This is a genomic window from Acidobacteriota bacterium (assembly GCA_039030395.1).
Classification (GTDB): Bacteria; Acidobacteriota; Thermoanaerobaculia; order Multivoradales; family JBCCEF01; genus JBCCEF01.
This window is the reverse complement of sequence record JBCCEF010000016.1, coordinates 1-25,188: the sequence shown is the minus strand read 5'-3', so window position 1 is coordinate 25,188 and position 25,188 is coordinate 1. Positions and strand designations below refer to the sequence as shown.

Here is a 25,188-nt window from a genome sequence, read left to right as displayed (position 1 = left end):
GGACTCAGCGGTGAGTCGCCACCTCCAGCGTGTGCACCCTGTTCCGGGCGCTAGGGAGGGCCGCCGATGCCTTGTCGGTGCCACCCTGTCGCCCCAAACGACGAGTACCTTGGCACTCGATGGCAAAGCGAAGAAAACGCGCCCTCGTCGCATTCCTGTGGTTCATGCTGGTCAACGCCGCCTTCTTGCTGATCCCACGCGCTTCCTATCGGGCACTCGTCATCCATCACAGCGCAGCGAACGTCTCGGACTTCTACACCATCCGCGAGGCGCACCGAACTCGTGGCTGGTTCGAGAGCGCTTATCATCTGGTGCTTTCCAACGGCAGCACCGACATTCCTTTTGGCCACTTACAGCCGACTCGCCGGTATCGACTTGGACTGTGGAGCGTGGCGACCCGCAGCCCACGCCATAACCTCACAGCTATCCACCTTTGTGTGGCCGGCAACTTCGAGACGTCGCCGGTTCCAGCACCCCTTCAAGTCGCCCTCGGCCATGCGATTCAGGAGCTTCAGAAGCGACACGGGATCACCGCTGACCGGATCTACCTACACCGGGACTGCAGTCCCACCGCCTGCCCCGGACGTAACATCGACTCTGCGCGACTGACTGCCTGGGCTCGCCTTGGTTCGCAGGCGCCACAAGCGATCCGAGCACAGCACCGTAAGGCGCTCGACAGTGTCCGACTGACTCCGGCTTTCTTCCATTCGATCTGGGCCGGCGCCAATTTCGCGCTTCTTCTCTACCTCTGCGGCTGGCGGACCGAGCGCCGCTCTTCCGAATCGAGATCTCACCTCGGCCTGACCTCCTCGCCGTCCTCCGTGCGGGTTTCGAAGGGTAGGTCGTCGGTGCGCTCTTGCCAGCCCGGATAGGCCCGAAGGCTTGCGCAGGCTGAGCGGCCGCATGTCGGTCCAGATCTCTTCGATGTGGCCGAGACACGCTTGCTTGCTGCCTTCTTTGCCGACCTTGTTCCAGCCCAGCGGTAGCTCGCGGTCGGCGGGCCAGATCGAGTACTGCTCTTCGTGGTTGACCACCACGGCATAGGTTGTCCGATCGTCTTCTTCGTTCCACGACATGTCCTCGTCCTCCATGATTGCTTTCTAAGCCGAACGGCTCCCGTTCACTCCGCCTGGAGTACCTCGGCCGGATCCGTGCCGATGGCGCGCAGCGCCGGCCCGAGGGCTGCCAGCAGCCCGACGACGGCCAGGGTGCCCGCACCGACGGCGAAGGCGCCGGGGTCCCACGGCGCCACGCCGAAGAGGACGCCGCGGAGCCCCTGGGCGGCGATCAGCGCGACCACCGCTCCGCTCGCCACACCGATCGCCACCAGGACGAGCGCTTCCCGCAGAACGCCTGCGAGGACATCCCGGCGGCGGGCGCCGAGCGCCATCCGCACTCCGGTTTCCCGCCGGCGCTGCCGGACCAGATAGGACATCACCCCGTAGACTCCGGTTGCGGCGAGCACCAGCGCGAGGACCGAAAAGATCCCGAATACCGTGCCGGTCAGGCGCTCTCTCCAGACGCTGTCGAGGATGCGCTGTTCGAGCGTCCGAAAATCCACCACCGGCTGGCCGGAGTCGACCGCGGCCACCACCCTTCGCGCCGGTTCACGCAGCGCCGCGGGCGGGGTGGTGGTGCGGGCGAAATAGTGTCCCCAAGCCGCCCGACGTTGCTGCAACGGCCAGTAGAGATCGAAACCCGGAGCCGCACCGGGCCCCTCGCGGCGAACGTCGCCCACCACTCCCACCACCTCGCGCCAGGACGCCTCTTGCGGTGTGTCTTCCGTTACCCGAAAGCGCTTGCCCACCGCCGACTCCCCCGGCCAGAGCCGCTCCGCGAAGCGCTGGCTGACGATCGCCACCGCCGGTGCGTCCGCGTGGTCGCGCCGGTCGAAGGCGCGGCCGGCGAGCAGCGGCACGCCCGCCACCTCGAAGTAGTCGTCACTGATCACCTGGTTGAAGGCGTAGGGGTTGTTTTGCACCTCGACATCGTCTTGTCCCTCGGCCCGCACCAGCGAGCGGTCCACCCGTTCGATACCGGTCAGCGGCGGATTCGAGTTGAAGGCCGAGCCGGAAACCCCGGGCAGGTTGACCAATCCTGCGAGCACTTCCCGCTGAAACCTCTCGACATCCTCCTGCGCGTAGGTCCACGGAAGCGCCACCTGGAAGGTCGCCACGCCCTCGGCGCGGACGCCGGGATCCACCGCCATCAAGGCGCGGAAGGTCCTCACCACCAGGCCCGCCGCCACCAGCAGCACCAAGCACAGGGCCACTTCCGAAACCACCAGACCGCGACGAGCCAAGGCTTGCCGCCGCCCCGCCCCGCCGCCGCGCCCGCCTTCCTTGAGAGCCTGGTGAAGACGCGCTGCCGAAATCCTCAGCGCCGGCACCAGCGAGGCCCCGACGCCCGCAATGAGGCTCAAGACAAGGGCGGCGGTGAGGGCGCGCCCGTCGAGCGAGAGATCCATCCACAAGGGCAGTCGCTCAGCCAACGCCAGCCGCAGCAGATGGAGCGCCGGCACGGCGGCGGCGATGCCGAGGAGTCCCCCCACCGCAGCGAGCACTAACCCTTCGCCCAGCACTTGCGCGGCCAGCCGCAGACGGCCGGCGCCCAAGGCGGCGCGAACGGCCATCTCCCGGTCCCGTGCGAGCGCCACTCCGAGGAGCAGGTTGGCGACGTTCACACAGGCGATCAACAGCACCGCAACGGTGGCCCCGAACAGCAGCAAAACGTACGGCCGCACCGGTCCCAGGTAGCGTTCACGTAGCGGATTGAGGCGCAGTCCGACTTCGCGGTTGGTCTCCGGATACTGCTCCGCCAACCGTCGTCCAAGGGCCGCGATCCTCTGGCCGGCCTCTTCGGTGCGAACACCCGGGGCCAGCCGAGCGACGGCCACGACCTGCCGCGCATTGCGGTCCTCGATGTTCGGAAAATAGCGACTGATGTAGATGGACCGGTAGATCGCCGTGTCGTCCGGGAACTCGAAGCCTTCCGGCAGCACCCCGTAGATGGTGTAGGAAGGCGAATGGGTCGGCGAGGCATCGAGGGCGACGGTGGTGCCGACGACATCCGGGCGGCTCCCGAACTTGCGCTGCCAAACGCGATGGCCGAGGAGGATGCCGAAATTGCGCTCGCGGTCGAAGCTCTCCGGCCACGCTCCCCCGTGCAGGAGATCGACGCCGAGCAGCGAGACGAGGTCGTGGGTCACGAGGATGGCCGGGAGTTTCTCGGCCTCGCCCTGTCCGGAAAGGGTGTAGGCGCTATCCGGCAGGAAGGCCGCCACCTCGCTGAACAGCCCCGGCTGCTCCTCGAGGTCCGCGACCTCGCGCATCGAAAGAGGCCCCGGCTCGTCGCCGCGCACCGCCTCCACCACCATCAGCCGGTCCGGATCGGCGAACGGCAACGGACGCAGAAGGATTCCGTCGATGGCACTGAACACCGCGGCGTTGGCGCCGACGCCGAGGGCAAGGGTCAATACGATCAAAACCGCCGCGGCGGGACGCCGCCGATAGGGCCGAATACACCGTCCAAGCCAGCTAAAACCCCGGGTGATCATCGCTCCTCCCCCATGCATTGAAGTTGATAAACTTGCATCACTACCATGGCTAAACCATTCCATCCCATACCCGCCGCAGCCGGGCCAACGCAGACTGGAGAATCCACCTGATGGGCCGCTCTCCCGCCATCGGTTTCGAACGAGTCGATGCCGCAGCGCGGCCGCAGGGCCTCGCCGCCTATCTCGAGCTGGTCAATGAGCTGCCGGCGGTGCGCGCGTACCGCGAGCGGATGGAACAGGCTCTCGATTTGCCCGCCGGCCATCGGGTGCTCGACGTCGGCTGCGGCACCGGCGCCGAAAGTGCCCGCCTCGCCGCCAGCGGTCTGAGGGCGGTCGGCGCGGACCTCAGCATCGATCTGCTCGCCGCTGCCCGTCGTCAGCGGAAGTCCGGTAGCGAAGGCCTGCCCGTTTTCACCGCGGGCAATGCCCTGGCGCTCCCCTTCGCCAACGCGGCCTTCGACGGCTGCCGGGCGGAGCGGGTGCTGCAGCATGTCACCGATCCGGCCGCTGCCGTCGCCGAGCTGATGCGCGTGTGCCGACCCGGCCGCCGGGTGGTGGTCAGCGAGCCGGACTGGGGCACTCTGGCCGTCGATATCGACGATGCGGCGCTGGCCCGAAAAGTCCTCGCGGCGGCCTGCGATTTGGTGCCGCAGGGTTGGATCGGCCGCCGATTGCCCGGCCTCTGCCGCGACGCTGGCCTCCAGGACGTGACCATCGAAGCCCACTCTCTGGTGGTCGAGGGCTACGCCACGGCCGATGCGCTGTTCGGAGTTGCGAGCGGACCGCTGCGGGCGCTCGACGCGGACCGGCTGCCGCCGGAGGACGTGGCGCGCTGGCTGGGCGCCCTCGACCGGCGAGAGCAGAGAGGCCCCTTGCTCGCGTCGCTGACCGGCCTGACGGCGTCCGGCCGCGTGCCCGACCGGTAGCCTATTCGAATAGGCCGAGAACTCGGCCTCGGCCCTCAACGCACTCCCCCCCCGCGGTCCGTTTCGGCAGCCAATGCCGCCAGCACCGCCACCAGCTCCGGAAGGGTCGAGCCTTCACGTTTCTTTCCGGCGCCCGACAGCCGCCAGCGGCGCACGACTCCTTCCCCCTCGACCTCGACACGGAGGTCGGCCGCGGCACCACCGGGGCTCGCCCGGTAGCCAAGGCGCTCGACGGCGCGCGCCGTCCAGGTCGCCAGCACCTCCTCGCCTTCGACGGCGATGGAGCCGCGGCGATCGGCGTCGAGCTCGAAGTTACCGCTCGCCCGATCGAAGGTCAGTCCCTCGCTGGCGAAGGTGGTGGCGAAGGCGCCCGTCAGCACCAACTCCTCCGGCACACCGGAGGCGAAGGCACCGCCCTTGGCCAGGAGCCAGACTCGGTCGGCGGTGCGCAGGGAAAGCTCCAGGTCATGGCTGGAGACCAGAACTGCGGTGCCTTCTCGGCGCGCCAGCTCGCGCAGGAGGCGCATGGCTTCGACCCGCCGCGGCAAATCGAGAAAGGCGGTGATCTCGTCGAGCACGAGCACCGCCGGCTCCTGCGCCAAGGCCCGGGCGATCATCACCTTCTGGCGCTCGCCGTCCGACAGTTCGGCGACGCTGCGGTCGGCCAACTCTTCGGCTCCCGCCGAGCGCATAGCGCGATCGACGGCCGCGTGGTCGCGCGCCGAGAGGCGGCCGTGCCAGGGGGTGAAGGGATAGCGCCCGAGCTCGACCACCGCCCGCGCCGTGAGCACTCCAACGGCCACCCGGTCGGTGAGGACCACGGCGAGCCGGCGCGCCCGGACGGAGGGAGGGAGATCGGCGAGGGCTTTCCCTTCCAGCTCCACCCTTCCGGCGAGCGGGGACTGCATGCCGGTCAGCGAACGCATCAAGGTCGACTTGCCGGCGCCGTTGGGGCCGAGCAGGCACACCAGCTCACCGCGCCGCAGATCGAGATCGAGCGGTCCGGCGATGACCGCCGATTGGCGTCCACGACTTCGATACCCGACCGTCAGCTCTCGGGCGACGAGGGTCACGTCCGATCCGCTCATAGCTCGAGGCTCCTGAGATGGCGCCGCCGAAGAACCAGCCACAGCACGACCGGCGCACCGATCATCGACGTCACCGTGTTGAGGTGCAAGAACTGCCGCGCCCACGGCATGTGGGTCACCAAGTCGGCACCGAGGGCGAGGGTCGCCCCGACCAGCACCACCGCCGGCATCAGCACTCGGTGGTCGGAGGTGTTGAACAACCCCCGGCACAGATGCGGCACCGCCAGGCCGAGAAAAGCGATCGGGCCGCAAAACGCCGTCACCGAGCCGGTGAGCACCGCCGTCATGGCGAGGCAAAGCAGCCGCGCCCGCCCCACCCCGACGCCCAGACTCGCGGCGTAGCGCTCGCCGAGCAGCAGCGCGTTGAGCGGCTTGACCATCGCCAGCGCCGCCAATAGACCGACCGCGGATACCGGAACCAGCACTCCGATCTGATCCCAGGTCACCGACGCGAAGCTGCCGTCAAGCCAGTTGAGCATCACCCGCGCGTCGGTCTCGTCGATGAAGTGAAACAGCAGGCTGAGCAAGCTCTTGGCGATCGCCGCCATCATGATGCCGGCGACCAGCAGCGTCACCGTGCTCACCCGCCTCGCCACCACCGCCACCAGGCCGAGCATTGAGCATGCTCCCACCGTCGAGCCGAAGGCGAGGGACAAGTCACCCAGGACGTGGAACGGGCCGAAACTCGCCAGCCCGGCGGACGCCGCCGCCCACACGATCAGCGCCACGCCGACGGCGGCGCCATCGAGCACGCCGAGGACCCAGGGACCGGCGAGGGGATTGCGGAACAGGGTCTGGAGCAGCAGCCCGCACACCGCGAGCCCGGCACCGCCGAAGATCGCGGTCACCGCCCGCGGAAGTCGAAACTCCCATACGATCTGAGCCCAGCTCGCGCGATCCGGCGTCTCGCCGGCGAGTATGCTCACCACATCGGCCAGGGGAATTCGCACCGAGCCGAGGGTGACCTCCAGCAAGAAGAGCACCACCAGTCCGACGACCAGGCCGAGGAAGAGGACCGCGTTCCAGCCGATGCGGCGGCTGGTCCGTCGCGCCGGAGCGCGGTCCACAGTCAGCGTCTCGCTCACGCCTCACCTCCCCTGGGCTCGAGCTGCGAAGGCGCACCGCCGAGACGCCGGAAGAACACCAGCCGGTGCTCCGGCAGCCGCTCGGGATGAAACACGCGGATCATGTCCGCGAGCACGACATCGGGCTCGATCAGCATGCGATCGTAGAACGGCGCCCGTCCCGGCTCCGGAGAGCCGGCATCGAAACTGTACAGCTCGCCCCGCTGGACCACCGGCAGAGCGGCGAGTCGCTGTTCCTGCGCCAGCGCGTCGTCGAGGTTGCGGATGTTGGGCGGCACCCAAATCCAATGGTCCGCCTCGGCGGCGCGCTCGAAGGCCGAGATCAGCGGCACCTCGAACCAGTTGAGCGGCGTGTCCTCCTGCCAGAAGTAGTCGCCACCGGCATCCGCGATCTGGTGCGCGAAGGCGTTGTCGGCACCGAACACGTTCCAGGCGTCTTTGTCGAACCAGTCGGTGACCACCACCGGCCGGTTTCGGACGCCTTCGACCACGACGGCGAGTCGCTGGTAACGCTCTTCGATCCCGGCCAGGAGCTCCTTCGCTACGCGCTCCCGGTTGAAGAAGAGTGCCAGCCAGGCGACCCACTCGCTGGCGGCGAGCGGCGTCGCCTCGAGGTGCTGGGCATCGAGAGCCACCGGCGCTCCGACCGCTGCGAGCAAATGCTCGATCTCGGAGTCGGCGTAGGCGGTGAAGTGATCGACTACCAGACCGGCTTCGAGATCCAGCAGACGCTCGACGTCGGTGTGGTGGTAGCGGCCGATCTCGACCAGCTCCCCGGATGCGACGCGGGCAATGAGTGACGGAGTGGTCAGACGCTGAACGGTCCCGAGGGCCGCCAGGTGGTCCGCCAGACCGAGCGCGTCGACCGCTCCGGCCCACCCCACAGGGGTCACCGCGAAGCGCTTGACGGGCACCTCGATGACCGTTCCCCGCGGAACCTCCGGCGCCGGCGTACCGCACTGCACCAGCACCCACCGGAGGAGGCGTTCCGGATCGGTCCGGGGCCGCAGGGTCACCACCTTGTAGTGGCCCCGGTACTCGACCTCGAGCTGCTCCGAATGCCGGAACCGGACCTTGTCCGGAAAGTAGTCGGCGGCCGGGTCGAAATCGTCGACGCAGCCACCGGCCAGGTTGGCGACGCCGTCGAAAGGTACCGCCGGCCAGACCGAATGAGGGGGAGTGGGGACGGCTGGGGCACAGCCGCTGGCCGCCGCCATCGGAATCGCGGCGGCCAGCGACAGGGCCCGGACCCAAGACCCTTCCACCACAACTAAAAGCGGCCGCGCAGCGTCAGCATCACCGTTCGCGGCGCTCCGTAGTAGTTGGCGAACGGCCCCTGGCCGGCCTCGACATAGCGCTCATCGGTAAGGTTTCGGCCATTGAGCGCCAGCCCGTAGGAGCGGCCGCCGATCTCGGTCCGCACCTCGACGGCGGCATGCACCAACAGATAGTCGTCGAAGGAAAAGGGGTCGAGCGCCAGCTCCCCGGGACGGTCGCCGACGTAGAAGGCACCGCCTCCCAGGCTCACGCCGCCCCACGCCGCCGACGGTAGATCGTAGTTCAGCCACAGGCTCGCCGTTTCCTCCGGCACGTTGATGAAGCGCGAGCCGACCGGACGCAGAACGTCCTCGGTGATCTCCGACTCCCACAGGTAGCTGGCGCTGGCCACCGCCCGCAGCCGGTCGCTGAGCCGGCCGGTGAGGTCGATCTCGACGCCCTGGCTGCTCTGCTCGCCGATCGCCACCAGCAGCCTTGGATCGAAGGGATCGCGCGTCGCGACATCGCTGCGCACCAGATCGAACACTGCGCCGTTGACCGACAGGCGGCCGTCCTTGGGCAGCCACTTGAAGCCCGCCTCGATCTGCTCGCCGCGTTCCGGGTCGAGGTAGTTACCGAGGAGATCGGTGCGGCCATTGGGCTCGAAGGACCGGGCGTAGCCGGCGAACAGCGACAGCTCCGGCCGCGCCATCACCACCAGCCCGAAGCGCGGGCTCACCGCCTCGTCCTCCATGGCGGGATCGAAGTCGGCGCTGCGCTCGAACCGGAAGCTGGTGTCCAGGGTGTCCCAGCGCACACCGGCGAGGGCCTTGACCCGCGGGCCGAAGTCGATCTGATCCTGCACGTAGACGCCGGTGAAGTCCTGCTCCTGTTCGAAGAAGAAGGGGCCATCTTGATCCGGCGGCGTCGCCGGGAAGGTCGGGTCGAGGACGTCGAGGGGCACGGAGCCGCTGCTGAAGAAGCTGTCGCCGCCGAAGTTGTCCCGCGCCACCTCGACCCCGAACAGCAGCGTATGGCGAACCGAGCCGGTGGCGGTATCCGCCAGCAGCTCGAGGCGGCCGGTGTCCGTGCCGACGACATCGAAGTCGTTCAAGTAAACCGCCCGCCCCGCTGTGCGGCCGTCCGGCCCGAGGTCGGTGAGGTAATCAGCGAGGGTGAATTCTTCGTAGTCCACCGTCTGAAGGTCGGCCCGCAGCTCGAAGGTGCTGCCGAGCAGGCGTTCGAAGCGGACGCCGAGGGTGCGGTTGCGGCGGTCGAATTCGGTCCAGGGCGCCGCCAGGTTGCGCTCCACCGGCAGCTCGAGCAGGCCGTCACCGGTGAACAACACGCCGGTGGCGAAGACCGGCAGCGACTGCTCGTACTGCTCCCCTTCGATGATCAAGCGCGTCGATTCGTCCGGCTCCCAGGACACCACCGGCGCGATCAAGGTTCGCTCGCCCTCGACCCGACTTCGCCAGCTCTCGAAGTCCTGGTGGGAGGCATTGAGGCGATAGCGCCAGGCGGAGCCGTCGGAGAACGGCCCGTTAAGATCCACCCGTGCGCCGTAGTGGTCGTAGCTGCCGATCTCGAGGGCGGCACTGCGGGCCACCTGCGGCAAGGGCTTGGCGGTGACCACATTGATCACCCCGCCCAAGGAGCCGGAGCCGTAGAGCACCGCCGCCGGTCCCTTCAACACCTCCAACCGATCGACGTTGGCGAGGGGGGTCAGTCCCACGTTACTGGTCCGACGGTAGCCGTTACGAAGCACCGGCTGCACCGAAAAACCCCGCAGGAAGAAGCCGTCCTGGGTCCCCTGGAAAGCGGTATCCGGCACCGCGCCGCTGACGTTGCGCAGCATGTCGCCGACGGTCAGGGCGCCCTGGCTTTCGCCAATTTCGATCGGCAGCACCTCGATCGACTGAGGAACCTCGAGGAGGGGGGTTTCAGTGCGGGTTGCGGTGACCGCTTGCAGAGAGCGATAGGGAACCGCGTCGCGAACGGTGATCTGCTCGGCCACCGTCACCGACAGCTCAACCTCGAGCTCGCTGGCCTCCGCTCCGTGACGGAGCTCCTGCCCAGTCGGCGAGAAGCCGCTGAGCTCGAAATCGAGGCGATGGTCGCCCTTCGGCACGGCGTCGAACCGGAAGGCGCCCCGCCGATCGGTGCTCGCCGTGCGCTCGCCGCCATCGGCGAGCCGTAGGGTCACCCAAACCCCGGGCAGGGCGCCACCGGTGGCATCGACGACCTTACCGGCGACGGGCATGGCCTCTTCGGCGACGACCGCTGGCCCGAGACCAGCGATCAGGGTGAAGAACAACAGGAAGGTCATTAGACGGGAAGGGTTCCTTCTAGACATCATGGACATCTCCGCTCAGTTGATGGAAACAGCACCGGCGGACGCCGGCGGATTGGACTCGGAGCCGGACGCGGCGCCAGGCCGCGGGGACTCCGCAGGATCAGGGACCAGCTCGATTCGGTGGACCGCCGGCCCCGGCAGCAGGGGCGTCGGCAGGCCCAGCTCCCAGGCCTCGTGGCCGGCGCCGTAGGACGCCGTCGCCGGGTGGCCTCCGGCACCACCGGGCATGTGGAAGAGGCCGCGCTCCTCGCGCCCGGGTGCCACCACGATGCGCAGGGAGGAGCCGAAGGTCGGGTGCTGCACGCGCGGCACGAAGCTGTCGCCGGGCAACTGCCGCGGCGGCAAGTCGAGCCAGCGCCGCGCCGGCGGCAAGAGCGCGCTCAGGGGATGACGAAGCTGGACCGTATTGCGCCGACCCCAGGTGGCCCCGTCGAGACCCTGCGGTCCGCGCGACAGCTCGTCGACCGTGGCTCTCGCAGCGCCCTCGAAGTACGCCTCCCAGCTCTCTCGGCCGACGGGTACCAGGTGCTCAGGGCGCTCGGAGACGACCCGCCAGAGGGGCTGTTCGTGGCGAGGAATGACGCCGCCGCTCGGAAAGTACGGGTCTTCGGCGACGACCGGTCCGAGGAGTGAGTCGAGCACCTCGATGGCGATGCGCCGCCGGAAGTTCCGTACCAACCGATAGCCGACCGAGTCGATCGCGGCGCGGCCTCCCCAGGCCGCGACGTGGCGGTGGGCGGCGGTGAGCACCGGATCGCCAGAGGCGGCCAGGGTGGTCGCCAGCAGCGCCTGCCAGCGATCCAGGCGCCAGGCACGATCGTCGAGCAGCAGTCCGAGGAGGTCTTGCTCGGCGGCGGGCGCTGGCAGCGCCCGTAGGCCGTCGCGGAGTTGCGCGGCTCGGGTGCCCGAGGCGTAGCCACCGTCGCCCAGGCGCTCGAGCCCTTCACCGCCCAGGTGGCGGTGGTTTGCGCTCCACAGGCGGCCCTCCGGGCCGGGCGCGAACCGCGGTTTGCGCAGCGGCGGCAGAGGGTCCCAGGCGGCCAGCGCGAGCTTCCCTCCGTCGACCGGCACTTCCGCCGAGGCACCGCTCTCCAATCGGCCCGAGACGGTCCAGCCGACGGCCCCGGCGGCATCGGCCAGCAGCACGTTGAGCACCGGTCCGGCGGCGGCAGCCGCCGCCGCGAGACCCGTGGACACGTCTCCGGCCTCCTCCAGCCGGCGCCAGTCCAGACCGGCGGCGCCGGGGGCGTGAGCGTCCCAGCGCAGCGCCAGCAGATCGCCCTCCGGACCGCCATCGAGCAGCGGTCCCCAGGAGGTCTCGAGCACCTCCACCTCGCGGTCGCGGCCGCCGCGTACACGCACCGTCTCCACCACCCGTCGCCAGCGCTCGAGACCGCGAGCGGTGAGATAGCTGCCGGGCTCGAACCCCGGTTCGAGGCGGACCACATCGGTGGTGTCGGCATAGGCGTTGGTCACGCCCCAGGCGAGGCGGCCGTTGCTCCCCAACACCACCAGCGGCAGGCCGGGCAGCGTGGCCCCGACCAGCCGCCGCTCTCCATCGGGCCCATCCGGCCAATGGAGCGCAAGGCGGTACCAGATATTGGGTAGGCCCAGGGAGAGATGGACGTCGGCGGCGACGAGGGCGCGCCCGTCGGCGGTGTGCGCACCGCCCAAGGCCATCGCATTGCTCGCCGCGCTCCGGGCGCCCTCGGGGTCCCTCTCCGCTGCCTCCGGCTCAACCTGCGGGCGGACCTCGAAGGGCGCGGCGCCGGGAATCGGCGGCACCGGCAGCAGGCTGTCGTCGAGGGCCGCCGAATCGACCCCTCCTGGCGCGAGCAGGAAGTCGGCGAGGGGCTCGGCGAGCAGGGTGCGGATGCGGCCGCGGCCGCGGTCGAGCCAGCCGTCCGCATCGTCCAGGTCAAGGTACATCGCGAACACCACCAGGTAGCTGTCCACCGGCCGCCAGGGCCGCGGCTCGACGCCGAGCAGCGCGTGTTCGAAGGGCGGGCTGCCGAGATCGTCGAGACCCGCGGCGACACCGGCGGCGTAGGCTTTGAGCAGCCGGCGCTCCTCGATCGACGCCCGCTCCCACTGCCGCTCGACCCGCGCAGTGAAGCGGTGCCGTCGAACCGCGACATCGGCCTTCGCCGCCAGCGGCCCGATCAACTCGGCGATCTCTCCGGCGGCCCGCCGGCGCAGCAAGTCCATCTGGAAGAAGCGGTCCTGGGCATGCACGAAACCGGTGGCGTAGGCGGCGTCCAGGCGACTCGCAGCGCGAATCGAGGGCACCCCCATGACGTCCCGATCGATGGTCGCAGGCCCCTGCAAACCGGGCGCCGGTACGACCCCTTCGAGCCGAGGGCGACCGGAGCGCCAGGCTCGGGAACCCCAGATCACGGCAACCACCGAGGCAAGCAGTAAAAGGACAAGGATCGCCGCCGCGAAACGGCCGAGGGAGCGCCACCGGCTGTGGCGGCGGGGATCTTTGGAGCGCGCCGCGTTCATGCTCTCTGCCCTGCTTCCTGCGGCTCGGGAACGATCCGGCCGAGGGCGGCCACGAGACCGTCGAGAGCCGGACCGCCGGTGACCCCGTAGTGATCGGCGTCGACATCGAAAACCTCGAGGGCGTCGAGCGAACGGCGCCAGGTTTCAATCCCACCGCGTGCGACCATCGGACCCCGGCGGGCGGCCACCAGCATCGCCGGCGGCCCCGCCGGCTCCGCTTCCACCGCCGCCGCCGCCGCGACGGTCGACGTAAAGCTCTCGAACCAGCGCCGCAGTTCCGCCGTTCCGCGGTCCCCGATCAGGTCCACCGCCTGCGCCCACGCGACCAGCTCGTCCCAGTCGGCGAGCCGTCCCTCCGGCGCCGGCGCCCCGATGCTCTCGATCAGAAAATCGGCGAAGGCCTCGAGGGCGGCCCGCGGCGACGGCCGACGGAGGATCCCCGGCGGCGGTGCGTCGAGCAGCACCAGCGCGATCACCCTAGGCTCGGACACGTTCAGCCGGCGCGCGACCTCGAAGGCGAGCAGCCCGCCGGCTGACCAGCCGCCCAGCAGGCAAGGCGCCTGACCGGCGGCGTCTCGCGCCTTGGCCACCAAGCCCTCTACCGAGTCCGTCGCCTCAGAGCCTCCGCCGGCCGGCGGCAGGTTCAGGACGCGCACCGGCTGCCGGCCCCGCAGGCGCTCGGCCACCTCCAGGTAGGACGTCGCGCCACCGCCGGGCGGCGGTACCAGCAAGAGAGGCGGTCCCTCACCTGCGGCCAGTTCGATCCAGGGCGGCTCCGCTGCGGGCTCCCGTCGGAGCTCCGCGACCATCGCCGCCGGCGTCGGTGCCGAGAGCACCGTCTCCACCTCCACCCGCCGGCCGCGCAGCGCCGCAATCCGCGCCGCCAGCCGAAACACCACCAGTGAGCTACCCCCGGCGGCGAAGAGGTCCGTATCGCGCCCGGCGCGGACTCCGAGGACGTCACTCCACAGGGCCACCAGCTCCTGCTCGTCGAGACCGCGCGCCGGGCTCGCGGAGATCGACGGAGACGGCAGACGGCCGCGGTCCACCTTGCCGCTGGGAGTGAACGGCAGCGCCTCGAGATGGACCCAGGCGGCCGGCACCAGCGCCGGCGGCAGGCGCTCGCCTAGCCAGCAGCGGAGCTCCTCCGAAGCGGCGTCTCCGGTGACATAGGCGGTGAGCACCGGCTCGCCGCCGATCTCCGGAGCGGCGACGGCGGCCTGCCCCACCTGCGCATGCGCCAGCAGCGCCGCCTCGACCTCGCCGGGTTCGATGCGGTGTCCGCGCACCTCGATCTGGTGGTCGAAACGACCGAGGAAATGGAATCGTCCGTCGGCGAGCTGCCGAACCCGGTCCCCAGTCCGGTACAGCCGAGCGCCGGGCACGCCGCTCACCGGATCCGGCACGAAGCGGGCGGCCGTCATTCCGGGACGCCCGAGATAGCCACGGGCGAGGCCCGGGCCGCCGAGGCACAGCTCGCCGACGAATCCGGGCGGCAGCGGGAACAGCCGCCAATCGAGGACGAAAGACCGCACACTCGCGACCGGCCGCCCCAGGGATGGCGCCAGTTGCCCGACCGTCGGCTCCGGCGCCACCGCGCCGGCGGTGGCCGTGACCGTCGCCTCCGTCGGACCGTAGGAGTTGACCAGCGCCGCGGTCGCCGCCGGCCGCAGGCGCAGCCGGTCGCCGCCGGTCCAGAGACCGTCGGGCGGCAGACCACCATCGCGCATCAGCTCTTCGGCGAGGGCGGTCGGCACCCAACACCAGGCCGGTCTCTCGCTCGCCAAGTAATCGGCCAGCCGGCGTGGATCGGTGCGGACCTCCTCCGCCGGCACGATCACGGTGGCTCCGGCGGCGAGGGCGGTCCAGATCTCCCAAGCGATGGCGTCGAAGGTGAGCCCGGCGATCGAGGTCACCCGACTCCCGGGGCCCAAGCGACACTCCGAGATCTGCCAGTCGACCAGCTCGGCGAGGCCGCCGTGGGTCACGATCACCCCTTTGGGCCGGCCGGTCGAGCCCGTGGTGTAGATCAGGGCGGCGGCCGCCGCCGGGTGAGGATCGAACGGTGCTTCCGGCAAAGGCCCGGCGCTGCGCCGCCTCGGTGGGTCCAGGCGGACAGCCCCGCCCGCCGCTTCCCCGCCCTCGACGGCGGCGGAAGCGATCCACGCCTGGGCTGCGCCGTCGCGCAACAACGACTCCGTGCGTCGCCGCGGGTGCGCCGGATCGAGCGGCAAGCAGGCGCCGCCGGCGAGGAGCACGCCGAGCCACGCCGCGACCTGCGTACCGCCGCGGCCGAGCATCACTCCAACCCGCGCCTCCGGCCCGATTCCGGCGATGCGCAGGCGATGGGCGAGACCACCGGCAGCGGCCGCCAGCTCGCCGTAGGTCCAGACCGTTCCACCGGGCTCGACGACCGCCGGAGTCTCCGGGTTGCGACGAGCGGCGACGAGCGCGCGCTGCACCACCGACTCGGCTTCGTCGGACCGCCCTCGCCCGCTCCACTCGTGGAGCACGGCGTGCCGTTCCTCCGGTACCAGCAGCGCCCAGTCCGTCCACCGGCGGCCGGGTTCGGCGAGGGCCCCGCGGACCAGGGCGCCGAGCGAGCGCAGCAGCCTCCGGACGGTGGTTTCGTCGAAGCGCGCCCGGTCGAACTCGACGAAGATCTCCGGCCGCTCGCCCTCGAGAACCGCGCCAAACGCGAGATCGAAGCGAGCCCGCCGATCCACGACGGTGATCGGTTCGATGCCCAGCCGGCGCTTCGTCACCTTCGGTTCGGGACCGCCACCGTCGCTCCCGCCTTCGCTCAAGGTCACGCCGATCAGCGACGACTCTCCGGAGTCCCTCAGCGCCTCGATCAAGAGGTCCGCCGGCAGGTCCGCTCGGGCGTTGGCCGCTACCGTCGCCCGATGGGCCGCCGCGATCACGCCGGCGGCGTCGAGGTCCGGCGCCAAGATCACCCGCAACGGCACCAGATCGGCCAACATTCCAACCACCCCGGCAAGGATAGGAAAGGGACGGCCGGCGACGGCCGTTCCGATCACCGCCTCGGCAGCGCCAGAGGCTCGCGCCAACAGCACCGAGATGAACCCCAGAGCGGCGGCGAAGGGGGTGGCCCCGGAGCGCCGCGCCAGGGCCGCCAGGGCCGGCCCTTCGGGCAGCGGCAAGGTGACTTCCGCAGCGGCGCCCCTGTCACCGGTCGCCGGCCGGTCAAAGGGAAGCTCCGGCGGCTGCGCGCCGGCGAGCTGACGCACCCAGGCCCGCACCCGCTCGCCGACCTCGGGGCTCGCCGCGTGGCGCTCTTGCCAGAGCGCGAAGTCCGCGTACTGCAAGGGCACCGGGGGCAACGCGGGCTGCTGCCCGCCCTCGAGGGCCGCCAGGGCCTCTTCGAGCTCGCCCAGCAGCCGATCGAGGGAAAGCCCATCGCCGGCGATGTGGTGGAGCGTCCACACCAGCACCGGGTCGCCGCCGCGCCGGCGGAACAGCACTTGGCGTAGCGGCGGACGAGCTCCGAGATCGAAGGGTCGCGCCACCGCCGCGGACGCCGCTCGCCGCTGTTCGCCCTCGGCCGCTTCCGCCGACAGCGCCGAGAGGTCGCAGCAGGGCAACCGCCGGCGACGAACCGGCAGCACCACCTGACGCGGGCCGCCCTCGCCCTCGCGATAGACCGTGCGCAGCGCTTCGTGGCGGGCGATCACCAGCGCCACCGCCGCCTCCACCACTTCGATCGGCGCTGCATCACGAATTCGTAGGGCGGTACCCAGGTGGTAAGCGGACGACTGCGGATCGCGCCGCTGGTGGAGCCAGAGGCGGCGTTGCGCCGCCGTTAAGGGCGCATCGGAACCGCGGGCCGCGGGCTCCGGTCCGGCCGGCGGATCGACCGCCGCCAACAGGTCGGCCCGAGCGACCCGCAGGCGTTCTCGCAGGTCGGCGCTCACCGTGCCCCGCGGCGCCCGCAGGCGCAGACGGCCGTTCTCGGCGAGCAGCCGAGCACCGAGCCGGTCGAGTTCCGCCAACAGCTCGACGGCGGTCAAATTTCCACCTCTTCCCAGTCCTCTTCTTGGGCGCCGGCGGGCACTGATTCCTCGCGGCGGCGGTCAGCGGCGCGGGCGATGGCGCGGACCGTGGGGCTCGCAAGCAGCTCACCCAGAGTCAAGTCCACGCCCATCCGGTCGCGCAGCAGCGCCGCCGCCCGGCCGGCGAGCAGCGAATGGCCGCCGAGCCGGAAGAAGTCGTCTTCGGCGGCAACGTCGGCTACTCCCAACAGCTCCGAGAACACCTCCGCCACCCGACGCTCGCTGTCGTTCGCCGGCGGAGTCCGCCGCGTCGCCACCGCCGGCTCCTCGGACCGCTCCCTGGCGGGTGCGTCGAGCCGAGCGCGCCAGGAAACGACCGAGTCATCGCCAACCGAGAAGAGCTGTGCGGTACCGCTCTCGAAGCCGTCGTGACGCCCGGCGGGGTCGTCGGTCATCGCCGCCAGCACCCGTGGATAGAACGCCGCCAGCGTCTCTGCCTGGAGGGAACCGAGCGTCTTGCCGTCGACCGCCAGCTCACCGGAAATCCCGCTGCCGGAGATCTGGGAGCGGAAGGTCGCGACCAGCGGCAGCTCGGTGGTCTCCTGTCCCGCCACCGCCAGCACCTCGAAGCCGGCCACTTCCCGGGCTTCGCGCTGAACGTGGAAGTGAACGAAGTTGAAGGCGTTGTCGAACAGCAGACCGCCGCGCCGCCGGACTAGCTCGGCGAGCGGGAAGCGCCGGTGCGGGATCATCTCGCCCTCGGCGGCGTGGACGCGCGCTATCAGGTCCCGCCAGCTCTCCGCGCGCAGGCGCAGGGGGAAGGGCACCGTGTTGAGGAACAGGCCGAGGGCCCGCTCGCCGCCCTCCTCCTCCGGCCGGCCGTGGGTCACCAGCCCGGTCACCACCTCGGTTGCGCCGCCGGCCTCGGCGAGGCAGCGAAGGTGAGCCGTGAGCAGCACCGTGCGCACCGGCACCGCCAGCTCGCGCGCCAGTTCGCGCACCGCGCGGGCCAGCGAATCGGACAGCTCGATCGGAAGCTCCCGCCGCCCGCCGGGCGATCCGGCGGAGGCTGGGGGCAGCGCCGCGGCCGGCGCGCCGGAGAGCCGCTCTTGCCAGTACTGCTCGCTCGCCGTGTCGGCCAGCGCCGCGCGCTCCAGCTCGACCGCCCGCCGCATCCCCACCGGCGGTGCCTCGGGCGGCTTCGCCGGAGCACCGGAAACCAGGTCGTGGTAGAGGCGCAGCAGCTCGGTCAGGAACGAAGCGGCGCTCCAGCCGTCGAGAATGGCGTGGTGCTCACAGACGACGAGGCGCACTCGGCGCTCGTCCAATCGGTACGCCTTGAGGCGAATCAGCGGGGCCTGTTGGGGGTCGAAGCCGCGGGCGCGCTCCGCTGCGAGCAGCGCCTCGGCCGAAGGGGGATCGGACCCGGTGCCGACCTCGAGCGGAATCTCAGCCCAGCGGTGGACCACCTGCAGGGGCTGTTCGAAGCCGTGCAGGTGGAGCGACGTGCGCAGCACCGGATGGCTGCCCGCGAGCCAGCCGAGGGCGCGCCGGAGGGCTGCCGCGTCGAAGGGCATCGCGAGGTCGAAGCAGAGGACATCGACGTAGTGCCCGGCCGCGGGGTCGCGAGCGTTCTCGAACAGCATTCCCTCCTGGAGGGCGAGCAGCGGAAAGGCGTCCTCGGCATCCGCCGGCAGCCGGGCCCGATCGACGTCCGAGAGACCTGCGAAGCGCTCCTGCGCGACCGGCCTCTCCGCGGCCGCCACCGGCGACTCTTGGCGGGCCACCGCCGCCAGCTCCCGCACCGTCGGGTGGTTGAAGACCTCCTGAACCGAAAATTCGAGGCCGCGCGCCGCCGCCGCGGCGCGCACCCGCACGGTCAAGATCGAGTCGCCGCCGAGGCGGAAGAAGTTGTCCTCGGCACCGACCTCCTCGACGCCGAGGACCTCGCCCCAGATGGCGGCGAGAGCGCGCTCAGCCTCGCTCTCCGGCTCGACATAGAGCGGCCGCGCCGGCTCCGGCTCGCGCTCCGCCAGCGCGGCGCGGTCGAGCTTGCCGTTGGGCAGCCGCGGCAGGGCGGCGGCGACCGTGATCACCGACGGCACCAGCGCCTCCGGCAAGCGCGCGACGAGCCAGCTTCGTAGCTCCTCGACCAGCCCGCTCGGGACTTCGGCGGACTCCACCCAGGCGACGAGGCGCAGCTCCTCCGCGGCACCGGCGGTGACCACCGCTGCAGCCCGCACCTTCGGGTGCTCGCCCAGCAGCCGTTCGATCTCCGCCGGTTCGATCCGATGCCCGCGCACCTTCACCTGGCGGTCGCTGCGGCCGAGGAACACCAGCGCACCATCACCGCGCCGCCAGGCGCGGTCGCCACTGCGGTAGAGGCGAGCGCCGGAGGCTCCAGACCAGGGATCGGGCACGAAGCGCGCCGCCGTCTCTGCCGGCCGTCCGATGTAGCCGCGCGCCACGCCGGCACCGCCGATCAGCAGCTCGCCGGGCGCTCCGGCCGGGAGAGGGCCGCCGAAGTTTCGGTCGCGCAAGTGCAGGTGGGCGTGGGGGGCGGCCCACCCGATCGGCACGGCTGCTCCCGGCGCCTCGCTGCGGAGCTCGGCGACACTCGCCCACACCGTGCCCTCGGTCGGACCGTACTCGTTGTGCAGCTCGGCCTCCGGCGTCACCCGGCGGTGGAGCTCGACCAGGGAAGCCGGGCACGCCTCTCCCGCAACGATCACGCAGCGGAGCTCGGGGAACCGGTCTGCAGCCGCCTTCTCTTCGAGCAGCAGCCACCACAGGGAGGGTAGGGCCAGCAGATGGGTCACGCCCCAGCCTTCGGCGGTAGCCAGCAGACCCCGCAGGTCCCACTGGAAGCCGCCCGGTGCCAGCGCCAGCGCGCCGCCGTCGGCGAGGGCCCAGAAGAGCCCCGCAACGCTGCTGTCGAAGGAAAACGAGGACAGCAGAAGGTAAACGCCGACGGGCTCGCGGTAGTGGACGCCGCGGGCGGCGGTCGAGGCGGCGAGAGCGCCCCGTGAAACCACCACCCCTTTGGGCCTGCCGGTCGAGCCCGAGGTGAACAGCACATAGGCGGCGACCGCGGGCGACACCGGCCGCGGGATCAGCGACGGCGTCCCGCCATCGAGGGTGTCCGGTCGGAGCACCGTGCCGCCGCCCTCGGCGAACTCCTCGGTGAGAGTTTCCGCCTCTCCCTCGGGCTCGCCGGTCACCAGGATGCGGGCACCGGCGTCCGCGATGGCGCCGAGGAGCCGCGGCCGCGGGTAGCCGGGATCGAGCGGCAGGTACGCGGCGCCGGAGGCCATCGTGCCGAGCACCGCCGCGACGAAACGGCGGTCCCGCGGCAGGTGGATGGCGACCACGTCGTCGGCGCCGATTCCCAGCGCCGTGAGGCGGTCGGCGAGGCGCGCCGCGTCGGCAGCGATCTCGCCGTAGGACGCGGCGCCGGAGGCGTCGAGGACGGCGGTCGCTTCGGGCTGCTCCGCGGCCCGTCGAGCGATGACCTCGACCACATCGGGGGCCTCGCCGCTCAGGGTCGCGGGCCCTGCGGACGCCGGCACGGGGGCGGAAGATCGAACCGCGTCGGACGGAATCGCCAACGGCAGCGAAGCGAGCGGCGCAGCGAGATTCTCGGCGGCCGATTCGATCAGTGCGACCAACGCTGCCAGCCACTCTTCGGCCACGGCGGAGTCGATGCGCGAGGCGTCGCGACCGAGAATCAGCGTCGTCGCGCCGGCCTCGCCCCCCTCTTCCCCCACGGCGAAGTGGTCGAGCGCCAGACGGAGAAGGAAGGGCTCGCTCATCGCGTGGCGACCCACCACCCGGAACGGTTCGTCGAGCACGACCGGCGGAGCCAACTCGAAGAGCAGCTCGGGGGCCGGAATCTCGTCGGGAGCCAGGGCCTCCTGCCAGCCCATCGCCTCTTCCAGCGCTTCGGCCACGCGACGAGCCGCCTCGACCAGCGGACGTCGCGGGTCGGGCTCCAAGACCAGCGGCAAGTAGCGGGCGAACGGACCTTGGGCGGAACGCAGCTCGTCGAGGCGGCGACCGTCGGCGAGAGCCCCGACGGTGACCCGCGGACGATCGGCGAGGCGGGCGAGTAGCCAAGCCCAGGCGACCAGCCAGACCGTGGAAGGATCGCAGCCGGCATCGGCGGCGATCGCCTCCACCGCCGACCGTGTGCCCGCCGAGACCGACCGACGGAGCTCCTGCGGCCGAAACGGACCGTCGCCCGCGGTCGCCAGAGGTACGGCTTCATCGACCCCAGCACCTGCACTCTCGCGGTTCCGCCGGCGGTGCCAGAAGTCGCGCCCTTCGGCCGCTGCATCACCTTCCAGCAGAGAGAGCTGCCACTCGGCCGCGTCCGGGTACTGCAGGGCGGGCTCCGGCGCCTCGGAGCCATTGGCTTCGGAGGCGATCTCGGCGGCCAAGGCGGCCACCGAGGCGGCGTCTCCGGCAGCGCTCGCCAGCGAGAGCAAAACCGCCGACTCGCCGCCGGGGAGGCGCAGCAGGAGGGCGCCGAAGGGGGAAGCGCCGAGGTCGGAACCGAGCGGCGCACCGGCCGCCAACCGGTGTGCGGTCTCGCGCCAGGCCCGCTCTCCGAGATGAGAGAGATCGACCACCGCAGGCGGGGCTCCCGCCTGCGGCGCAATCCGCTGCACCGGTACGGAGTGCCCGGGCGGCTGCTCCAGCCGGGTGCGCAGCACTTCGTGCCGAGCGGTCGCCGCCACCACCGCCCGCCGCAGCGCCGCCTCGATTCCGGATGGCAATCCGGGCGCGGCGGAGAAGGCGAGGTGAGCACCGAAGGGCCGAGCCGACGAACCGCCGTGGCGGCGCAACGTCCAGGCACGGCGCTGCTGCGGCGACGCACGAAAAGCCGCTTCGCTCATCCGGCCACCGGCTCCATCATCGCCACCACCACCTGGCGCTCACCGCGGTACGGCCGCCGGCCGTGCGCGAAGCAGAGGTTGTCCAGCATCAGAACGTCGCCCGTTTGCCAAGGGAAAGCGATGGTTTCCTGCTCGTAGGCTTGTCGAATCGCCGCCGTCACCTCGGGCTCGATCGGCGAGCCGTCGCCGTAGTAGGTGGCGTAGGGAAGCCCCTCCTCGCCCAGGTCGGCGAGCAGGGTCCGCCGCATCTCGGAATCGAGCGACGAGGTATGAAAGAAGAGGGCGTGGTTGAACCAGATCTCTTCGTCGGTCACCGGATGGCGGCGTATCGCCGGTCGATGTTGTCGAGTCCGGAGGCGATCGCCCGCTTTCCACTCGAGCTCGATCGCGTTGCCGCGGCAGTAGTCCTCGACCTCCTCGCGGCTTTCCGTCTGGAAAACCTCCTGCCACGGCAGGCCGAAGCCGTCGTTGTAGTTGCGGACGTAGAGAACGCCCAGACGCCGAAAGCGCTCACGCACCGTCTCGGGCAAGCGGGCGAGCACCCGACGGACATCGGCAATCGGCGTCTCGCCGCCTTCGTCTGCGACGATCAGCGATCCGAAGTAGATCTTGAGTGGGAAGCGAACCCAGTAGGTGCCCTCGTTGTGGAGATCGATCGAGCGCGCCGGCGGGTAGACGGTCGAGACGTAGACGCCCCGGCCGAGCTCCGGCCGCGGCGTCGACCGGTCACGGTAGTCGAGCGGATCGCCGTCGGCGGTGGCCCCGGCGAAGCTGCGGAAGGCCTCCAGGCCGTCCACCCGAAAGCCGCGGAAGAGCAGGGCTCGGTGCTCGGCGAACCAGCGATCGACGCTCTCCCGTTCTCCCGCCGCCCAGGCTTCGAGGTCGAGGTCGGCACCAGCGGCGGGGGTGACCACCACCGGTGAACCGCCGGCAAGGGGCTCGCAGGTGACGGCGGCGGAAGGGGAGGCCACGGCGCGCCGACGGACGGCGCCGATGCCAGGCAGGGTGGGAGGTGGAACGGAACGGGGATTGGTCATGACTCGGGCTCCTCTGGAGTGGAATTCGTGATGACGACCGCGCGGCGCGTGGCGAGGCCGGAGCGCAGCGCGCTTTCGAAACCGCGTCGGCGCGCCGCCCGGGTAGAGCGCTCCTCCTCGGAGATCTGGGCGGCGAGTTCGGACAGCGGCCGGGCCGGGTCGGCAGCGATGGCCGACAGCAAGTCGACATAGCCGGCGGCCAACCGGCGGGCGGTGGTCTCGGAGATTCGCGCCGGGTCGTGCTCGACGAAACCGCGCAGCGCGCCGTCGTGCAGGGTCAGGTTGAGGGCGAGGTCGAACTTCGCCGGCGGCGCCACGTCGGTGACCAGCAGCTCTGCCGACAGCCCGGGAATGGCGAGTCGCGGCGGCTCGTCCTGAAGCACGAACCAGACCTCATAGAGCGGCGCCGCGCCGGCGGCACGGTCCGGGCGCAGCGCCGCCACCAGCCGCTCGTAGGGCAGCTCGCGGGCGGCCCAGGCGGCGATCGCGGTGCCTCGCACGCGGTCGACAGCGGCGAGAAAGGTCGGATCGTCGTCCAAGGAGGTGCGCAGAACCAAGGTGTTGGCGAACAGCCCGACCACCTGCTCGAGGACCCGCGCCGGACGCACCGACACCGGCGTGCCGACCCGCAGATCGCGCTCGCCGGTGAGCTGAGCGAGGTAGAGTTTCCAGGCGGCGAGAAAAGCGACGAACGGCGTTGCGCCGCGTTCGGCCGCAGCGGCGAGCACCGGCGAGAGCTGCTCCCGCGAGACCGCCAGCGGCACCACCCCACCGCGCGATCGGGAGGCGCCGGTATCGCCCGATTCGGCAACGCCCGGCGTGGCATCGCTGCCGGCGGGACGATCGACCGGTAAGGCGAGCTTCGGCAGCTCGCCCCCGAGGCGGGCGCGCCAGCTCTCGAGCAGCGGCCCGGCGACGTCCGGCCGGTCGAGCCAGCGCTTTTCCCAGGCCGCGTAGTCGCCGTACTGGAGCGGTAGCGGCTCGAGCGTCGGCCGGCGGCCGGCGGCGAGATCACCGTAGAGGCGCTGCAGATCGGCGAACAAGATCGTCATCGACGTTCCGTCCGTCGCGATGTGATGGACATTGACCAGCAGGTCCCAGCGCCGGTCCCCGTGCCGCAGCAAGAGCACCCGCAGCGGTCCCGCGCCGGCGAGGTCGAAGCGGAATCGCGACTCGGCGCCGGCGAGGCGGCGCGCCTCCCGGTCCGCCGCCGGCGAAGCCAGCGCACCGAGGTCGATCAGCGGCCAGCTTTCCGGGGAAGGCGGCGCCAGCGGCCGGGCCACGGGCTCGCCGTCCTCCTCCGGGAAGCGCGTCCGCAAAACCTCGTGGCGCTCGGCGAGAGCACTCCAGGCAGTGCGCAGGGCGAGCGGGTCGAGGTCGCCCTCGAGCCGAATCGCCGACGAGATGCCGTAGGCGGGGCTTCCCGGATCGAGCCGGTCGACGAACCAGAGCGCCCGCTGACCGGCGGACAGCCGGCGGCGGTCGGTGGCGGGAGCGAGCGGCGGTGGCGATGGGCGGAGCGGCTGTCGCAGCCGTTCGGTGAGCCGGATCGCTTGCGCTCGCAGCGTCGGCGCTTCGAACAGGTCCGACAGGGGCATTTCGACCCCGAAGGCCTCGCGCACCCGCGGGATCAGTCGCGCCGCCAGCAGCGAGTGCCCCCCGAGGGCGAAGAAGTCGTCGTCGGGTCCTGGCTCCTCGCCGCCCAGCACCTGCTGCCAGAGGACCGCCAGGGTCTCCTCCTCGACCGATCGCTCCCCGCCGCGGCCTGTCGTGGAGGCGAGCGGTGCGGGCGACGGCAGCTGGCGCAGATCGACCTTGCCGGAGGTCGTCGTCTCGAAGCGGTCGACGGCGGCCCAGAGGGAAGGGCGCAGCGGTTTCGGCAATCGCTCCGCCGCGGCGGCGACCACCTCCTCGATCGGCCGCGCGCTCGCCACCCAGGCAGCGAGCGCCGGACCGGCGGCTGTCTGCCGCGCCATGACCACCGCCGCACGCACCCCCGGGCAGGCCGCCAGCACCGCCTCGACCTCGCCGGGCTCGATGCGGAACCCGCGCAGCTTGATCTGACGATCGAGCCTGCCGAGCACTTCGAGCTGCCCGTTCGAAGCGAAGCGCGCCCGATCGCCGCTGCGGTAGAGGCGGGCGCCGGGTTGCCCGCAGAAGGGGTCGGGACGAAAGGCGTCGGCGGTGGCGCCGGGCGCGTCGAGGTAGCCACGGGCCAGGGTGCCGCCGCCGATCGCCAGCTCGCCCGCCGCACCCACCAAGGCCGGCTCGCCACGGCGATCGAGGACGTAGACCCGGACACCGGGCATCGGCCGACCGATCGAGACTCGGCCGGGCGCAGAGGAGTCGCCCGAGAGATCGGCGGAGGTGACCGAGATCGTGGTCTCCGTCGGGCCGTAGACATTGATCAGCCGAACTTCCGGCGGCACCACCTCGCGCCAGCGTTCGAGCGCCTCGCCGAGGGCCG

At 71.2% G+C, this 25,188-nt stretch carries 12 protein-coding genes and 1 pseudogene; 2 read left to right on the top strand and 11 right to left on the bottom strand.

Going from position 1 to position 25,188, the window contains the following annotated elements; all coding sequences use genetic code 11:
- The first annotated feature begins 119 nt into the window (after window positions 1-119).
- Window positions 120-872 carry a peptidoglycan recognition family protein gene (locus tag AAF481_14580; GenBank protein MEM7482399.1) on the top strand — a complete coding sequence of 251 codons (753 nt, stop codon included), beginning with the start codon at window positions 120-122 and terminating at the stop codon, window positions 870-872.
- 9 nt (window positions 873-881) lie between these two features.
- Here AAF481_14580 and AAF481_14575 read toward each other — a convergent pair.
- Both AAF481_14575 and AAF481_14570 read right to left on the bottom strand, forming a co-directional pair.
- Window positions 882-1,076, bottom strand: a pseudogene (locus AAF481_14575) (MbtH family protein).
- A gap of 44 nt (window positions 1,077-1,120) precedes the next feature.
- Window positions 1,121-3,556: an ABC transporter permease gene (locus tag AAF481_14570; protein MEM7482398.1), complete on the bottom strand. Its 2,436-nt coding sequence runs from the start codon at window positions 3,554-3,556 to the stop codon at window positions 1,121-1,123.
- Between the two features lie 110 nt (window positions 3,557-3,666).
- On the opposite strand from AAF481_14570, the gene AAF481_14565 reads away from it, so the two are divergent.
- Window positions 3,667-4,482, top strand: coding sequence for a methyltransferase domain-containing protein (locus AAF481_14565; protein MEM7482397.1), 816 nt, complete (start codon window positions 3,667-3,669; stop codon window positions 4,480-4,482).
- A 35-nt stretch (window positions 4,483-4,517) separates the two neighbouring features.
- Here the strand turns inward: AAF481_14565 and AAF481_14560 are convergent, their stop codons facing one another.
- The 9 genes from AAF481_14560 to AAF481_14520 form a co-directional block, all read right to left on the bottom strand.
- Window positions 4,518-5,570 (bottom strand): ABC transporter ATP-binding protein, encoded by a 1,053-nt coding sequence (locus AAF481_14560; GenBank protein MEM7482396.1) that lies wholly within the window; start codon window positions 5,568-5,570, stop codon window positions 4,518-4,520.
- Window positions 5,567-6,655, bottom strand: coding sequence for an iron ABC transporter permease (locus AAF481_14555; protein ID MEM7482395.1), 1,089 nt, complete (start codon window positions 6,653-6,655; stop codon window positions 5,567-5,569). The genes AAF481_14560 and AAF481_14555 overlap by 4 nt, the downstream gene beginning before the upstream one ends.
- Window positions 6,652-7,920, bottom strand: a complete 1,269-nt coding sequence (locus AAF481_14550; GenBank protein ID MEM7482394.1) for an ABC transporter substrate-binding protein — start codon at window positions 7,918-7,920, stop codon at window positions 6,652-6,654. The genes AAF481_14555 and AAF481_14550 overlap by 4 nt, the downstream gene beginning before the upstream one ends.
- Before the next feature lie 5 nt (window positions 7,921-7,925).
- Window positions 7,926-10,271 carry a TonB-dependent siderophore receptor gene (locus tag AAF481_14545; protein ID MEM7482393.1) on the bottom strand — a complete coding sequence of 782 codons (2,346 nt, stop codon included), beginning with the start codon at window positions 10,269-10,271 and terminating at the stop codon, window positions 7,926-7,928.
- Between the two features lie 12 nt (window positions 10,272-10,283).
- Window positions 10,284-12,773, bottom strand: coding sequence for a penicillin acylase family protein (locus AAF481_14540; GenBank protein ID MEM7482392.1), 2,490 nt, complete (start codon window positions 12,771-12,773; stop codon window positions 10,284-10,286).
- Window positions 12,770-16,804, bottom strand: coding sequence for an amino acid adenylation domain-containing protein (locus AAF481_14535; protein ID MEM7482391.1), 4,035 nt, complete (start codon window positions 16,802-16,804; stop codon window positions 12,770-12,772). Before AAF481_14535 ends, AAF481_14540 begins: the two co-directional genes overlap by 4 nt.
- Window positions 16,801-21,684 carry an amino acid adenylation domain-containing protein gene (locus AAF481_14530; protein ID MEM7482390.1) on the bottom strand — a complete coding sequence of 1,628 codons (4,884 nt, stop codon included), beginning with the start codon at window positions 21,682-21,684 and terminating at the stop codon, window positions 16,801-16,803. The genes AAF481_14535 and AAF481_14530 overlap by 4 nt, the downstream gene beginning before the upstream one ends.
- On the bottom strand, window positions 21,681-22,721 hold the full coding sequence (locus tag AAF481_14525) for a TauD/TfdA family dioxygenase (protein MEM7482389.1): 1,041 nt from the start codon (window positions 22,719-22,721) through the stop codon (window positions 21,681-21,683). Before AAF481_14525 ends, AAF481_14530 begins: the two co-directional genes overlap by 4 nt.
- Window positions 22,718-25,188, bottom strand: a 2,471-nt coding sequence (locus tag AAF481_14520; protein MEM7482388.1) for a condensation domain-containing protein, incomplete at its 5' end; no start/stop codon positions are given. The genes AAF481_14520 and AAF481_14525, both read right to left, overlap by 4 nt.